The following is a 15,003-nucleotide window of genomic DNA, read 5'->3' as shown; positions in this document are numbered from 1 at the left end:
GCCTGCCATGAGCGAGACGGACCAAGTCCCCCAACCCGAACCCAAGGTGCTGCTGCTGGTCGACGGCTCCAGCTATCTGTATCGCGCTTACCACGCCATGCCCGACCTGCGGGCGGTGCCGGGCGACCCAACCAGCCCGGCGACCGGCGCGATCCGGGGAATGATCAACATGATGCAGAAGCTGCGGCGCGACGTGCGCGCCGACTACGCCGCCTGCGTGTTCGACGCGCCCGGCAAGACCTTCCGCGACGACGTCTACCCCGAGTACAAGGCCACCCGCTCGCCGATGCCGGACGACCTGCGCGCGCAGATCCCGGCGATCCACGAGGTCGTGGAGCTCCTGGGCTGGAAAGTGCTGAACGTCCCCGGCGTCGAGGCCGACGACGTGATCGGCACGCTGGCCTGCATGGGCACCGAACGCGGCTTCGTCACCATCATCTCCAGCGGCGACAAGGACCTGTCGCAGCTGGTGAACGAGCACGTGACCGTGATCGACACGATGAACGACCGCCGCCGCGACATGACGGGCGTCGAGGTGGAGTTCGGCGTGCCCCCGCGGCTGATGGTGGACTACCAGACCCTCGTCGGCGACTCCGTCGACAACGTCCCGGGCGTCGACAAGGTGGGACCCAAGACCGCGGTCAAGCTGCTCAAGGAATACGGCTCGCTCGACGCGCTCGTCGCCCGGGCCCACGAAGTGAAGGGCGCCGTCGGCGAGAACCTGCGCAAGGCGCTGGACTGGCTGCCCAAGGGACGCGAGCTGCTCACCATCCGCACCAACTGCGACCTGAAGGACCACATCCCCGGCTTTCCCGAGCTGGAGGACATCGTCATCGGCGGCCAGGACGTCGAGAAGCTCAAGGCCTTCTACGACCGCTACGGCTTCAAGGGCCTGGTCAAGCAGCTGGAAGAGCACGAAGTGCCGCCGGAGCTGATCGAGGAGAACCGGAAGAAGGCGCGCGCGGAACGCCCCGCGCCGGGCCTGTTCGAGGAGCCGGACCTCTCCGGGCTGTCGCAGGCCACGACGCTGCACTATGAGACCGTGTTCACCTGGGACCAGTTCGAAACCTGGGTGCAGCGCATCGAGGCCGCGCCCCTGGTGGCGCTGGACACCGAGACCGATTCGCTCGACGAGATGCTGGCCAACATCGTCGGCCTGTCCTTCAGCACCGAACCGGGCCTGGCCTGCTACATCCCGCTGGCGCACGACTACCAGGGTGCGCCGGACCAGCTGCCGCGCGACGACGTGCTGCAGCGGCTGCAGCCCTGGCTGGAAGACCCCGAGAGGAAGAAGCTGGGCCAGCACGTCAAGTACGACCGCCACGTGTTCGCCAACCACGGCATCGACGTGCGCGGCTACGCGCACGACACCATGCTGGAGAGCTACGTGCTCGAGGTGCACAAGCCGCACGGCCTGGCCTCGCTGGCGGAACGCCACCTCGGCCGCACCGGCATCGACTACGAGACCGTCGCCGGCAAGGGGGCGCACCAGATCACCTTCAACCAGGTGCCGGTGGACAAGGCCGCGGAGTATTCCTGCGAGGACTCCGACCAGACGCTGGACGTGCACCTCGCGCTGTACCCCAAGCTGGAACGCGACACGAAGCTGCGCTTCATCTACGACCTGGAGATGCAGTGCAGCGAGGTGCTGTACCGCATCGAGCGCAACGGCGTGCTGGTCGATGCGCAGGCGCTGGCGCGCCAGAGCCACGAGCTCGGCCAGCGCATCATGCAGCTGGAGCGCGAGGCGCACGAACTCGCCGGCCAGCCCTTCAACCTGGGCAGCCCCAAGCAGATCGGCGAGGTGTTCTTCACCAAGATGCAACTGCCGGTGGTGAAGAAGACCGCGAGCGGCGCGCCGAGCACCGACGAGGAAGTGCTGGAGAAGCTGGCGGAGGACTACCCGCTGCCGGCCAAGGTGCTGGAGCATCGCAGCCTGTCCAAGCTGAAGGGCACCTACACCGACAAGCTGCCGCAGCAGGTGCACCCCCGCACCGGGCGCGTGCACACGCACTACGCGCAGGCGGTGGCCGTGACGGGCCGGCTGTCCAGCAACGAGCCCAACCTGCAGAACATCCCGATCCGCACGGCGGAAGGCCGGCGCATCCGCGAAGCCTTCGTCGCGCCGGCGGGCTGCCGCATCGCCAGCGCGGATTACAGCCAGATCGAGCTGCGCATCATGGCCCACATCAGCGAGGACGAAGCGCTGCTGCGCGCCTTCCGCGAAGAGGCCGACGTGCACCGCGCGACGGCGTCCGAGGTGTTCGGCGTGGCGCTCGACCAGGTCTCCAGCGAGCAGCGCCGCTACGCCAAGGTGATCAACTTCGGCCTGATCTACGGCATGAGCGCCTTCGGCCTCGCGCGTAACCTCGGCATCGAGACGGCCGCGGCCAAGAGCTACATCGACCGCTACTTCCAGCGCTATCCGGGCGTGAAGTCGTACATGGACGAGACGCGCCTGGCCGCGAAGAGCCGCGGCTACGTCGAGACGGTGTTCGGCCGGCGCCTGTACCTGCCGGAGATCAATTCACCCAACGGCCCGCGCCGCGGCAGCGCCGAGCGCCAGGCCATCAACGCGCCCATGCAGGGCACGGCGGCCGACCTGATCAAGCTGTCCATGGTCAAGGTGCAGGAGGTGCTGGACCGCGAGCAGCGCGAAACGAAGATGATCATGCAGGTGCACGACGAACTGGTGTTCGAGATCCCGGAAGCGGAGGTCGAGTGGGCTCGCGTGGAGATCCCCCGCATCATGGCCTCGGTCGCCGAACTGCGCGTGCCGCTGCTGGCGGAGTTCGGCGTGGGGAGCAACTGGGAAGAGGCGCACTGAGCCTCCCCTCGTCATCCCCGCGAAGGCGGGAATCCAGGGCTCCCGGACCGTGGGCCGCAGGCCCACTCCCGCCCTCGAACGTCGCGGCGGGCGGCGGGCGGTGCCGGCCCGCAGTCAGGGGCCTCGGCTGGAAGGCTGTTCCCGGCGGCGAAGCAGTGCTACGAGAGCGCGTAGCGCATATCGAGCGCTGCGACTGTGCACTGATTTCCGGGCTTCTGTTTGAACGGAGAGTTTGCCGCGCGCGGCAAACTCGGAAGTGAGTTAGGCCGGATCGCCGCCGGGGACAGCCTTCCAGCGCACCCGGAACGAAGCGCAGCGAAGTGGAGGGCGAGGCACCGCGGGACGGTACCGTCCGCCGCCTGCCGCGACGCACCCCGAATGCGGAAGCCCTGGATTCCCGCCTGCGCGGGAATGACGGGGTATGTGAGCCAGGTGTCCCGGAGCGCGGGTTCACCCCGCCTTCTTCTTCTCCGACCAAAGCTCCCCACCCGTCGCCCAGTCCTGCGGCTTGATGTCGTAGAGGATCACGTCGACCTGTTCGGGCTTGCTGCCCAGGGCGTCCACGCAGGCCTGGGTGAGGGCCTTGACGAAGTTGCGCTTCTGCTCGGCGGTGCGGCCTTCGAAGAGGTCGACACGGATGGTGGGCATGGTTTCTCCTTGGCGTGAAAAGCCCGTAGTCTGCTCCAGCTTTGCGCCGCCCCTAGACTCCGCCTCTTCCCACCACCGGAGATACCTGCATGCTTCGCGACGACCTCCAGAACGACTTCGACTCCCTGCTGCCCGGCACGTCCACGGAACAAGGCGCCACGCGCCGCACCGCGCTGAAGGCGGCGCTGGGTGTCGGCTATGCCGCCGCCGCCGCGCCGCTGATGGCGCAGACGGCCATCCGCACGCCGGCCGACGGCCTGACCGTGGGCGAGATCTCCTACGAGGTCGGCGGCTTCAAGGTGCCGGCGTACCGCGCGGCGCCCGCCGGCCGCACCGGCCTGCCCGTGGTGCTGGTGATCCAGGAGATCTTCGGCGTGCACGAGTACATCGCCGACACCGCGCGCCGGTTCGCCAAGGCGGGTTACCTCGCCATCGCGCCGGAGCTCTACGCGCGCCAGGGCGATCCCAGCCAGTACGGCGAGATCGCGCGGTTGCAGGCGGAGATCGTCTCAAAGGTGCCCGATGCGCAGGTGATGGCCGACCTCGACGGCGCGCTGAAGTGGGCGGCCGCCAACGGCGGCGACGTGGCCAAGGCCGGCATCACCGGCTTCTGCTGGGGCGGCCGGATCACTTGGCTCTATGCCGCGCACGGGCCGGTCAAGGCCGGGGTCGCGTGGTACGGGCGCCTGGTGGGCGCGTCCTCGCCGACCACGCCGACGCATCCCGTGGACATCGCGGCCAACCTGAAGGCGCCGGTGCTGGGGCTCTATGGCAGCGCGGACACGGGCATCCCCCTTGACACGGTTGATAAGATGAAAACCGCACTGGCCGCCGGTTCGCCGGCCGCCAAGGCTTCGCAGTTCGTCGTGTACCCCGACGCGCCGCACGCCTTCCACGCCGACTATCGCCCGACCTTCCGCCAGGGCCCGGCCGAGGACGGGTGGAAGCGGGCGCTGGAGTGGTTCCGCAAGCACGGCGTCGCGTGAGCCGACGACAACCATAACGAGCGAGCCGCCCCACGGGGCGGTTTTTCATCTGTGACCCTGATCGCCGTCCTTTTCGCCACCCTCGCCGCCGGCATCGGCAGTGTCTGGCTCGCCGCCGCGCTCATGCGCCTCGGCTGGGGACCGGCGCAGGGTCCCGGCAAGCGCGGGCTGAAGGAGCAGCACCTCCTGAGCCTCGCCGCGGGCGCATTGCTCGCCACGGCCTTCATGCACCTGATGCCCGAGGCGCTGGAAAGCGAAGCCGGCGCGAAGGCGCTGTTCACGACGCTGCTGGTGGGCCTGGTGTTCTTCTTCCTGCTGGACAAGGCGGAGCTCTGGCACCACGGCCACGAGCATCACCACGACCATGCCCATGCGCATGCCCACGGACCAGCCGAAGCGCATGGCGATGTGCACGGGCACGGGCACGAAGGTCACCACCATGGCCGCCCCCTGCGTTCCGGCGGCTGGGCCGTGCTCACGGGGGACAGCGTGCACTGCTTCGGTGACGGCATCCTCATCGCGTCGGCCTTCCACGCCGATGCGCGCCTGGGCGTGGTCGCCGCGCTGGCGGTGCTGGCGCACGAAGTGCCGCACCACATCGGTGACCTGGCCGTGCTGCGCCAGACCAGCGGCAGCCGGCGCGCGGCCCTGGTGAAGGTCTCGCTCGCCGGCGCGGTGACGCCGCTGGGGGGACTGGTGGGGTGGTGGCTGGTGGACCGGCTGGTCGACTACCTGCCGTACTTCCTGGTGGTGGCGAGCAGCAGCTTCATCTACGTGGCGCTCGCCGACCTGATCCCCCAGTTGCAGAAACGCCTGGGCGCGCGGGAAACGCTCGCCCAGGTCGCCTGGCTGCTGGTGGGGATCGGGATGGTGACGGCCGTGAGCGTGCTCGCGCACACCCACTGACCTTCACGCCTCAGCGGCGGTACGGATTGTTCGGCCGGCGGTCGTAGTAATTCGGAACGCCGTCGTTGTCGCGGTCGCGGTCCCAGCGGTTCGGGATGCCGTCGCGGTCGCGGTCGCCGCGGCCCCGGTGGTAGTGCGGCTGGCCGTAGTACACGTGGCCCGGCTGCGTGTAGACATAGGCGGGCTGCGTGTAGACGTAGCTCGGCTGCGCGTACACGTACGGCTGCGGCTGGTAGTAGTAGCCCGGCGCGCCGATGTTCAGGTGGATGGACGCGCCGCCGGCCTGCGCCGGTGCCGCGAACAGGGCCAGGGCGGCGGTGGCCGCGGCGCCCAGGCCAAGGATCCAGGTTTTCTTCATCTCGTCTCTCCTGTCAGGCACATGGCCCCATCGTGCCCGCGCTTTGTCAACCGCATGTCAAGCCGACAGCACACGGATGCAAACGAGGTGTGAAGGTCGCTGCGTTTCGTTTCCGGGCGGCCGGGCAGTCCTACATGCAGGCGGATGTTGTCCGACATGGTCGTCAGCGGGGCAGTCCTAAGGTGAACCCGTTGATGGAGGCTCCACCCCACGGCGCCCTTCGTCACGCATCCGGCACTTCACCCAAAGCAGGAGAACGAACATGGCATCTCGTGATGACGAAGACCGCGACCGGCAGAGCCGCTGGGGCAGCGGTAGCGGCAGCGACCCGCAGCAGGAACGCGGCCAGGGCTACGGCGGCGGCGAGTCCCGCGGCGGCTGGGGCAGCCAGGGCTCGCAGGGCTCGCAAGGCTTCCAGGGTTCGCAAGGATCCCAGGGCTCGCAAGGATCCCAGGGCTCGCAGGGCGGCTACGGCCAGCGTGCCGGTTCCGAGTTCGGCTCGCAGCAGTCGTCCGGCTACGGCGGCTACGGCGGCGAAGGGCACGGCTACGGCCGCGGTTCGTCGGGTTCCGAGTACGGGCAGGGCGGCCAGGGCAGCTGGGGCCGCGGCGAATCGGGCAGCGAGTTCGGTGGCCGCGGCGGCAGCTACGGCCAAGGCGGTTACGGCCAAGGTGGCAGCTATGGCCAAGGTGGCGGCACCTATGGCCAGGGCGGGCAGGGCAGCTACGGCGGCCAGTCCACGCAAGCCGACTGGGGACGCTACGGCGGCCAGCAAGGCAGCTGGAACGGCGGCCAGGGTGGCGGCCTGCACGGCAGCTATGGCCAGGGCGGCGGCATGGGCGGCAGCAGCTACGGGCAGATGAGCAGCGGCGGCCAGGGCAGCAACAGCAGCTACGGCCAGATGGGTGGCGGCACCTATGGCCAGGGTGGCGGCGGCTATGGCGGCAGCAGCGGCTACGGCCAGAGGGGCGGTGGCTATGGCAGCACGCAAGGCTGGCAAGGCGGCCAGGGCCACAACCAGGGCTACGGCGGCTATGGCGGCGGCATGGGCAGCTCGGTCGGCCAGGGCAGCCATGACGGCGGCCAGAGCTACGGCGGCAGCCAGGGCTACGGCAGCCAGGGCTACGGGTCCGGCGGCCAGGGCTACCAGGCCGGCATGGGCGGCGGCAGCAGCCAGGGCAGCTACGGCCAGGCCGGTTACGGCAGCCAGGGCATGGGCGGCAGCTACGGCCAGGGCGGCGCCGGCTACGGCCAGTCCGACTGGCAGCAGGGCGGCGGCTCGGGCTCAGGTTCGTCGGGCAGCTGGAGCCAGGGCGGCGGGATGGGCAGCCATTCGCACACGGGCTCGCACGGCCAGCAGCACCACGACCCTGAATACCACCAGTGGCGCGAAGAGCAGATCCGCAACCTCGACAACGACTACCAGTCCTGGCGGCAGGAGCGGTACAAGAAGTTCAGCGACGAGTTCAGCAGCTGGCGCAGCAGCCGCAGCGGCGGCCAGGGCCAGAACGAGGGCGTCGGCCGCAGCGGCGGCCAGGGCGGCGCCGGCGGCGTGAGCGGGTCGAGCGGCGACACCAGCTATGGCGGCTCGTCAGGCATCAGCGGTGCGCAGGGCTCTTCGGGCTCGAGCGGCAGCGGCAGCTCCGGCAGCGGGTTGGGCAGCAGTGGCAGCTACGGCTCCACCGGGCAGAGCGGGTCGAGCAGCCTGCAGGGGTCCAGCGGCATGGGCAGCGCCGGGACGTCCATGAGCGGCGGCACGGCCAACCCGGGCAACGTCGGCAGCGGCAGCAGCACCAGCACGGGCGGCGGCAGCACGTCCACCAGCAGCACCGGCTCGGGCGGCAGCAGCTCCGGCAGCAAGAGCAAGTAAACGCAGGCAGTCAACGCGGCGCCGCAGTGCGGCGCCGCCTTTTTTCGCACCACGGGAGAACCCATGAAAACGAAGCACACCCAACCCCTCCGTCACCTCGCCATCCCCGCGCTGCTGGCGCTGGCCTTCGCCGGCGGCGTCCAGGCGCAGACGACCGGGGCCGGCACCTCCGCCACCGGCGGCCAGTCGGCGCCCGCCGCGCAGCCCGGCACGGGCACGCGCAACAGCCCGGCCGGCAAGGACGACCAGGTCGCGCGCGGCGACCGCAAGTTCATCGAGGAGGCCGCCAACAGCGGCATGTTCGAGGTGCAGGTTTCGCAGCTCGCGGCGGCCAAGGCGACCGACGCGCAGGTCAAGAGCTTCGCGAGCATGCTGGTGGACCACCACACGGCGGCCAACAACGAGCTGGTGAAGATCGCCAACGCCCGCAAGGTCGAACTGCCGGCCGCGCCCAAGCGCGGGCTGCGCCAGGACATCGAGAAGCTGGGCAAGAAGAGCGGCGCCGAGTTCGACCGCGACTTCGTGCGCGACGTCGGCATCAAGGCGCACGAGAAGGACATCAAGCTGTTCGAGAAGGCGAGCAAGGACGTGAAGGATCCCGAGCTCAAGGCCTTCGTCGACAAGACGCTGCCGCAGCTGCGGGAACACCTGGCAGCCGCGCAGAAACTGCCGCAGGCGGGCAAGGACAAGAAGGGTTGATGCGCGCGGTCGCGCGCGCGCGCCACGCGGCGGGTCCCATGCGAACGGCGCTGCTGGCGGTCTGCGCGGCGTTCGCGCTCGCTGCGCCCGCCTGGGCGCAGCGGCCGATCTACGCGCCGGCCGCCGCCGGCGAAGCCCGACCGCTGCCGCCGGTGCAGCGGCTGGAGCGCCGCTTCCTGCAGATCAGCGCCGCGAACCTGCGGTTCCAGGCCGAGGCTTCGCGCCTGGCGCAGTCGCGCTCGAACAATCCGGCGGTGAAGGACCTGGCCAATACCTTGCTGTCACGGCAGGAGAAGGCACAGCCGGAGCTGCTGCGGATGCTGCATGCGCGCGGCATGGCGATGCCGCTGGCAACGAACGAGCACCACAAGGTGCTCAAGCAGCTGGCGCGCCTGAATGCCGCGAAGTTCGACCGCCTCTACGTCGACGAGGTGGTGCTGCGGCCGTACCAGGTCGACATCGCGAACTACGAGAAGCTCGCGGCGCAGGCGCAGGACCCGGTGCTCAAGGCGTGGGTGGACCGGCAACTGCCGACGCTGCGCTACCACGTCGCCAAGGCGGGCAAGGCGCTGCCGGCGGCGGCGCTGCGCGGTCAGCGCGCGGTGTAGCCGGTCACGCGCCAGCGGCCGTCGGCCTCGCGCACGGTGGTCACCGTCTCGACCACTTCGGCCTTCTTGTCGAACTTGGTGACGAAGATCGCCGTGACGTAGTCGCCGTCCGGGCGGCCGGCGAGCTGCTTGCGGTACCCGACTTCGGCGGGTTGCCGTTCGACGAAGGCGCCGAAGGGCTCGCGCAGCTTGGGCACGTTGTCCATCCATGTGCCCAGGGGGACGCTCTGGCGGAACACGGCGCTCGATGCATCCCAGGCGGTGCCCCAGTCCTTGCGGTCCAGGAGCAGCAGCCAGGCATGCGCGGCGTTCTGGCCGGCCTTTTCGAACTCGGGGTTGCCCGGCGCCGGTGCGGCAGCAGGCGCTGCCGCGGCGGCCGGCCGCTGCGTGCCCGTGGCACCGGGGGCCGACGGCTTGAGCTGCGCCTGCGCGGTGAGCGCGGCACAGGCCAGCGTAGCCAGCAGGGTGAGGCGGGAACTCGGCTTCATTCGGACTCCAGGGGAACAGATGCCGCGCAGTCTAGCGGCTGCGGCGGCCGGTCCCCGCGAGGTACAAGGTTTTACGCCCGCTTTACCGCAGCAGTTGCTGGAGGATCCGCGCCCCCACCTGGCCCTGGTCCTCGTGGTTCGTGTTGAAGATCACGTGCACGTGGTCGGCCAGCGTGCCGAGGTGCCGGATCTCGGGAACCATCGCCGCCAGCTCGTCGGGGCTGTACTGGTAGTCGAAGCGCGCGGACGATGCGGCCAGCCCCTTCTTGTTCCACGTCTCCTTGTTGCGGCCATGCAGCCGCACGATGGCGAGCCGCGGGTTCGTCGCGTCCCACACGCAGCGCACGCAGTTGGTGAAGCCCTGCGGCGAATCCACCACCGTGTGCACGAGGCCGAGCGCGCGCTCCCAGGCGATCGTGCGTTCGAGGTGCTCGCCATGGAACCAGGTCGCGTGCCGGAACTCGGCGGCGAGCAGGAAGCCCTGCATGCGTTCGACGCAGTGTTCCACGTGCGCGATGCCGGCGCGGTCGCGCAGCACCCAGGGGGCGAACTGGAAGTGCACGGCCCCCAGCTTGCCCGCTGCCACGAGCGGCGCCAGCGCTTCGCGGAAGGCGCGCCACAGCTCGTCGCGCAGTTCGGCCGGCAGGTCATCGTGGTAAAGCGTGCGCCTGACTTCGGGCCCGAGTGCCTTCTGCACGTCGCGCGGCAGCACCGTCGGCAGCGTCGGGTGCCCGGTGAAGAGCCGGAAGGCCTTGGCGTTGAAGGTGAAGTCGCGCGGCGTGCGTTCGGCCCACAAGCGCGCGACCTGCGCGGTCGGCAGCGCGTAGTAGCTGGAGTCGACCTCCACCAGCGGGAACTGCTGCGCGTAGAAACGCAGGCGCTGTTCGGCCGTGCTGCAGGCGGGCGGATAGAAGCGGCCGCAGGCGATCAGCGTCTTGTCGGTCCAGGACGCGCTGCCGACGAGGATGTTCGAGGTCACTGGATTAATATACAGCCCGGAGGACCCGCCATGCAGTACCCGGACCCGCTCGAGACCCTCAACCCGCAGCAACGCGAAGCGGCGACGCACGGCACCGGCGACAGCGCGGACGACACGCGGCCGCTGCTGGTGATCGCGGGCGCCGGTTCCGGCAAGACGAACACGCTGGCGCACCGCGTCGCCAACCTGATCCGCCACGGCGCCGACCCGCAGCGCATGATGCTGCTGACCTTCAGCCGCCGCGCGGCGCAGGAGATGGAGCGCCGGGTCGGCGGCGTGCTGCAGAAGGCGCTGGGGCTCCCCGGCACGCAGGCGCTGCCGAACCTGCCGTGGAGCGGCACCTTCCATGCGCTCGGCGCGCGGCTGCTGCGCGAGTACGCGCCGCGCATCGGCCTCGACGAGACCTTCACCATCCACGACCGTGGCGATGCCGAGGACCTGATGGGCATGGTGCGCCACGAGATCGGCTTCTCGGACGCGAAGAAGCGCTTTCCGCTCAAGGGCACCTGCCTGGGCATCTATTCGCGCGTGCTGAACACGCGCGAGCCGCTGGGCCTGGTCCTGCAGTCGGTGTACCCGTGGTGCACGCAGTGGGAAGAGGAACTCAAGAAGCTGTTCGGCGCCTACGTGGAGGCCAAGCAGCAGCAGAACGTGCTGGACTACGACGACCTGCTGGCGTTCTGGGCCGACATGATGGCCGAGCCCGCGCTGGCGCAGGAGGTCGGCGCGCGCTTCGACCACCTGCTGGTCGACGAGTACCAGGACACGAACAAGCTGCAGGCGGAGATCATCCTGGGGCTCAAGCCGACGGGGCAGGGCGTCACGGTGGTCGGTGACGACGCGCAGAGCATCTACTCCTTCCGCGGCGCGACGGTGCGCAACATCCTCGACTTCCCGCACCAGTTCACGCAGCCGGCGCGCATCGTCACGCTGGAGCGCAACTACCGCAGCACGCAACCGATCCTGGCGGCGAGCAACGCCGTGATCGCCGCGGCGCGCGAACGCCACGCCAAGAACCTGTTCAGCGACAAGGCGGCGAGCCAGCGCGCGCAGCTGGTGCTGGTGCCGGACGAAGCGCAGCAGGCGCGCTGGGTGGCCGACCACGTGCTGCGCCAGCGGGAGGGCGGCACCGTGCTGAAGTCGCAGGCGGTGCTGTTCCGCACCAGCCACCACAGCGCCGCACTGGAACTCGAGCTGGCGCGCCGCAACATCCCGTTCGTGAAGTTCGGCGGCCTGAAGTTCCTCGAAGCCTCGCACGTGAAGGACCTGATGGCGGTGCTGCGCTTCGCGCAGAACCCGCGCGGGCGCATGGCGGGTTTCCGTGTCGCGCAGCTCGTGCCAGGTGTGGGCGCGGCCACGGCGACGAGGCTGCTCGATGCGATGGGCGAAGCAAGCGATCCGCTGCAGGCGCTGCAGGCCTTCGAGCCGCCTTCGCAGGCGAAGGAGGAATGGGCGCAACTCGCCTCGCTGTACGCCAAGCTGCAGGACCCGGAACTCGCCTGGCCGGCGGATATGGAACTGGCGAAGGCCTGGTACCTTCCGCACCTGGAGCGCCTGCACGACGACGCGCAGGTGCGCAAGCTGGACGTCGAGCAGCTGGTGCGGCTGGCGGCGGGTTACGGCAGCCGCGAGCGCTTCCTGACCGAACTGACGCTGGACCCGCCCGAGGTGACCAGCGACCAGAGCGGGCCGCCGTTGCGCGACGAGGACTACCTGGTTCTCTCGACCATCCACAGCGCCAAGGGCCAGGAGTGGAAGGCCGTGCACGTGCTGAACGTTGTGGACGGCTGCATCCCGAGCGACATGTCCACGGGCACCACCGAGGAGCTCGAGGAAGTGCGCCGCCTGCTCTACGTGGCGATGACCCGCGCGAAGGAGCAGTTGCACCTGCTCGTGCCGCAGCGCTTCTACGTCACCCAGCAATCCGGCGGCGGCGACCGCCACATGTACGCGGGGCGCACGCGTTTCATCACCGAGGCCATGGCATCCCACTTCGAGCACGTGACCTGGCCGGAAGCGATCCAGGTGCGGCCCGGCCCCGGCGCGCATCCGCAGGCGCCGCTGATGCAGGTGCGGGCGCGTTCGCGGGCGATGTGGAAGTGACCCTGCCGGTCGTCGGCGGCACGAACGTCGCGGCAGGCGGCGGGCGGTGCCGGCCCGCGATCAGGGGCCTCGGCTGGAAGGCTGCTCCCGGCGGCGAAGCAGTGCTACGAGAGCGCGTAGCGCGGATCGAGCGCTGCGACCGTGCACTGATTTCCGGGCTTCTGTTTGAACGGAGAGTTTGCCGCGCGCGGCAAACTCGGAAGTGAGTTAGGCCGGATCGCCGCCGGGAGCAGCCTTCCAGCGCACCCGGAACGAGCGACAGCGGAGTGCAGGGCGAGGCACCGCGGGACGGTACCGCCCGCCGCCTGCCGCGACGCCCGGCACACGTACGCCCCGGATCCCCGCCTGCGAGGGCGTGACGACGGCGCGGACTAGGCCCGCCCCTGCATCTGCCGGTCGAGCGCTTCCCTGCGGCTGCGCAACGAGGAACCCGAGCGGTGGAAGTCGAAGCGCAGGTCCTGCGTGGAGGCGGTCCTGGCGGAGGGCGTGGCGGCCAGGATACGCGCGAGCGTCGCCTGCACCGTCGCGGTGTCGTCGTCGAAAGCCCCGTGCTCCGCCGAACGCGAAGCGTGGATCGACCCCGTCGGTGCATCGTTCGGGGAGAACACGAGGTCGGCCCGGCCTTCGGTGAACAGGCGCCGGACCGCGTCGTCCTTCGCGATCCATTTCTCCATCCCGAGCAGCGGCGTGCCCTCGCCGAAGGGCGCGGCCTCGAAGGCCCGCGACACCAGGTACAGCAGCGACTTGTTGTAGATGCGGGCGACGTGGTCGTCCTGCTCCGCCTTGTCGCTGAGCGCGAACAGGGCGAAGCGGCCGATGGAACCGTCGCGCACCGCCGGCAGGTAGGCCTGCTTGAACAGGTCCATGGTGATGGCCGGCGCCCACAGGGTGCAGGTGTGCACGGGCAGTGCCAGTCCGACCTCGGCGGTGAGCTGGCGCACCGCCGGCGCCAGGAAGATGGAGCCGGCGCTGTGCCCCACCACGTGCACCTGCAGCGGCGTGCGGCGGTGCAGTGCCGCGAGATGCCGCAGCGCCAGGTGCGTGCCTCCGTCCGGCGTGCCGGCGGCCAGCGCGTTCTCCTTCATCTCGTCCCAGCTGGCCTTGCCCGTCAGGCCGCGTGCCAGCAGTTCCAGGGTGTCGTCCAGCCGGTCCAGCAGGAAGTCCTTGGCGGCGGTCAGCCCGCCTTCGGGGCGCCGCCGCCGCATCGCGTCTTCCAGCATGCTGGTGAGCGTGGACCAGTAGTCGCTGTGCCACACGAAGCTGAGCGGATAGACCTGCGCCGCCAGCAGGGTGCTGCGGTAGTCCGCCAGGCGCTGGATCGCGCTGCGCTCGTCCACCAGCCCCCCGTGCGCGTACAGCATCACGCGCTTGACCGGCCAGTCCTTCATCGCGCGCGGCATGTCGACCTCGAAGATCTCGCGCACGTCGTCCGCGGACGTGCCGTAGTCGCCGCCGGTGCGCAGCCGGCCGTCGTTGCCGAGGCTCACGATGTGCGGCCGCAGGTCGGCGTAAGAGTAGGCGTTGGAGCGCCCCGCCGTCGGCGCATGCGCGATCGCGGACGACTCCGTACGGCGCAGCGTCACCGGTGCGCCGAGCCGCGCCACCCACACGTCGGTGCCGTTCGCCAGCCAGTCGTCGTAGGAGATGCGCGCGAAGCCGCCGGCGCCCCAGCGCGGCCCCCAGGAGTTCTGGATCCAGAAGCCGTCGGCGTCGTAGGCGACGATGGCGAAGGCATGCGCGCCCGCGGCGGGAGCCGGGTAGGGAATGTCGCCGCGCGGCGTCACGCGCTCCCAGCCTTCGTGCACGACCGCCGTGGCATAGAGGATGCCGACTTCGGCCAGCGCGCTGTGCATGGCCACCAGGTCGCGGTGGTTCACGCGCAGGTAGGCGCCGAGCGGCCGCCGCAGCGCGTCCGCGGTGCGCGCGTCGTTCAGCACGGCGGAAGCCTTGCGGGCACGGCCGCCGGAACGCCATTCGGCTTCCGCGCAGACCCCGTGCTTGTGCCAGCCCTTCATGGCGCCGCGCGCGCTGGAGCCGCTGTAGCCCTCGCCCGGCCATTCGTCGTAGCGCCGCGCCATCGCGTAGAGCATGCGCGCGCTGACCGGCGCCGGGTCGGGCAGCACCTTGCGCCGCGTGAGCAGGTAGTTGGCGACCGTCGCCAGTCCGTAGCCGGTGCAAGCGCCTTCGGTGCCCTGGTCGAGCACCGGTACCTTCCAGGCGCGGTAATCCTCCAGCGGGATGTGCGTCGGCACCTCGATCAGCGTGGGCTCGAACATGCGGTCGCGGAAGTCGAGCGTGTCACGGCGCGCGTTGAGCACGCGCCGCACGACGGCGCGGCCCGAACGGCTGGCGAGGGTGGTGGCCATGGTTGCTCCTCCTGTCTCGTGCGAGAGCCCTGTGCCGGACCTTGCGCGGCATCGTGCATGCGGCCGGGGCCAGCGTCAATGGATCCGGTGGGAGAAAGATTCCTACGCGCGGCCGCTGGCCGAACGACAGCTGGATGGCGACAGCACCCGCTCCAGCCAGCCGGT

Annotated in this window: 12 protein-coding genes; 7 read left to right on the top strand and 5 right to left on the bottom strand. The window is 70.1% G+C overall.

From position 1 onward, the window contains the following. Nucleotides 1-7: 7 nt before the first annotated feature. Complete coding sequence (gene polA, locus IM787_RS20805; protein WP_193678640.1) at nucleotides 8-2,827, top strand: DNA polymerase I; 2,820 nt, start codon at nucleotides 8-10, stop codon at nucleotides 2,825-2,827. Between the two features lie 450 nt (nucleotides 2,828-3,277). On the opposite strand, the gene IM787_RS20800 is transcribed toward polA, so the two are convergent. Further along, nucleotides 3,278-3,475, bottom strand: a complete 198-nt coding sequence (locus tag IM787_RS20800) for a 4-oxalocrotonate tautomerase (protein ID WP_193678639.1) — start codon at nucleotides 3,473-3,475, stop codon at nucleotides 3,278-3,280. 89 nt (nucleotides 3,476-3,564) lie between these two features. On the opposite strand from IM787_RS20800, the gene IM787_RS20795 reads away from it, so the two are divergent. Together IM787_RS20795 and IM787_RS20790 are read left to right on the top strand one after the other, a co-directional pair. Continuing rightward, nucleotides 3,565-4,461 carry a dienelactone hydrolase family protein gene (locus tag IM787_RS20795; RefSeq protein ID WP_193678638.1) on the top strand — a complete coding sequence of 299 codons (897 nt, stop codon included), beginning with the start codon at nucleotides 3,565-3,567 and terminating at the stop codon, nucleotides 4,459-4,461. 51 nt (nucleotides 4,462-4,512) lie between these two features. Continuing rightward, nucleotides 4,513-5,367: a ZIP family metal transporter gene (locus tag IM787_RS20790; RefSeq protein ID WP_193678637.1), complete on the top strand. Its 855-nt coding sequence runs from the start codon at nucleotides 4,513-4,515 to the stop codon at nucleotides 5,365-5,367. A gap of 10 nt (nucleotides 5,368-5,377) precedes the next feature. On the opposite strand, the gene IM787_RS20785 is transcribed toward IM787_RS20790, so the two are convergent. Next, on the bottom strand, nucleotides 5,378-5,725 hold the full coding sequence (locus IM787_RS20785; protein WP_193678636.1) for a hypothetical protein: 348 nt from the start codon (nucleotides 5,723-5,725) through the stop codon (nucleotides 5,378-5,380). A 262-nt stretch (nucleotides 5,726-5,987) separates the two neighbouring features. Here IM787_RS20785 and IM787_RS20780 point away from each other — a divergent pair, with 262 nt between their 5' ends. The 3 genes from IM787_RS20780 to IM787_RS20770 all read left to right on the top strand — a co-directional run bounded on the left by IM787_RS20780 (nucleotide 5,988) and on the right by IM787_RS20770 (nucleotide 8,902). Beyond that, complete coding sequence (locus IM787_RS20780) at nucleotides 5,988-7,595, top strand: hypothetical protein (RefSeq protein ID WP_193678635.1); 1,608 nt, start codon at nucleotides 5,988-5,990, stop codon at nucleotides 7,593-7,595. A gap of 63 nt (nucleotides 7,596-7,658) precedes the next feature. Continuing rightward, nucleotides 7,659-8,294: a DUF4142 domain-containing protein gene (locus IM787_RS20775; protein ID WP_193678634.1), complete on the top strand. Its 636-nt coding sequence runs from the start codon at nucleotides 7,659-7,661 to the stop codon at nucleotides 8,292-8,294. Further along, on the top strand, nucleotides 8,294-8,902 hold the full coding sequence (locus IM787_RS20770; protein WP_193678633.1) for a DUF4142 domain-containing protein: 609 nt from the start codon (nucleotides 8,294-8,296) through the stop codon (nucleotides 8,900-8,902). Before IM787_RS20775 ends, IM787_RS20770 begins: the two co-directional genes overlap by 1 nt. Here the strand turns inward: IM787_RS20770 and IM787_RS20765 are convergent. Both IM787_RS20765 and IM787_RS20760 read right to left on the bottom strand, forming a co-directional pair. Next, the gene (locus tag IM787_RS20765; protein ID WP_193678632.1) at nucleotides 8,887-9,390 is read right to left on the bottom strand and encodes a DUF4019 domain-containing protein; all 504 of its coding nucleotides are present in this window, start codon (nucleotides 9,388-9,390) and stop codon (nucleotides 8,887-8,889) included. The two genes, IM787_RS20770 and IM787_RS20765, sit on opposite strands and share 16 nt — an antisense overlap. Nucleotides 9,391-9,472: 82 nt before the next feature. Beyond that, nucleotides 9,473-10,369 (bottom strand): DUF72 domain-containing protein, encoded by an 897-nt coding sequence (locus IM787_RS20760; protein ID WP_193678631.1) that lies wholly within the window; start codon nucleotides 10,367-10,369, stop codon nucleotides 9,473-9,475. 30 nt (nucleotides 10,370-10,399) lie between these two features. On the opposite strand from IM787_RS20760, the gene IM787_RS20755 reads away from it, so the two are divergent. Further along, nucleotides 10,400-12,472, top strand: coding sequence for an ATP-dependent helicase (locus tag IM787_RS20755; protein ID WP_193678630.1), 2,073 nt, complete (start codon nucleotides 10,400-10,402; stop codon nucleotides 12,470-12,472). A 371-nt stretch (nucleotides 12,473-12,843) separates the two neighbouring features. Here IM787_RS20755 and IM787_RS20750 read toward each other — a convergent pair whose 3' ends face one another. Then, the gene (locus tag IM787_RS20750; RefSeq protein WP_193678629.1) at nucleotides 12,844-14,838 is read right to left on the bottom strand and encodes a C1 family peptidase; all 1,995 of its coding nucleotides are present in this window, start codon (nucleotides 14,836-14,838) and stop codon (nucleotides 12,844-12,846) included. Nucleotides 14,839-15,003: the final 165 nt, after the last annotated feature.

This window comes from Ramlibacter pallidus (assembly GCF_015070875.1).
Classification (GTDB): domain Bacteria; phylum Pseudomonadota; class Gammaproteobacteria; order Burkholderiales; family Burkholderiaceae_C; genus Ramlibacter; species Ramlibacter pallidus.
The sequence above is the reverse complement of the archived record's forward strand: the minus strand, read 5'-3'. Positions and strand labels throughout refer to the sequence as shown.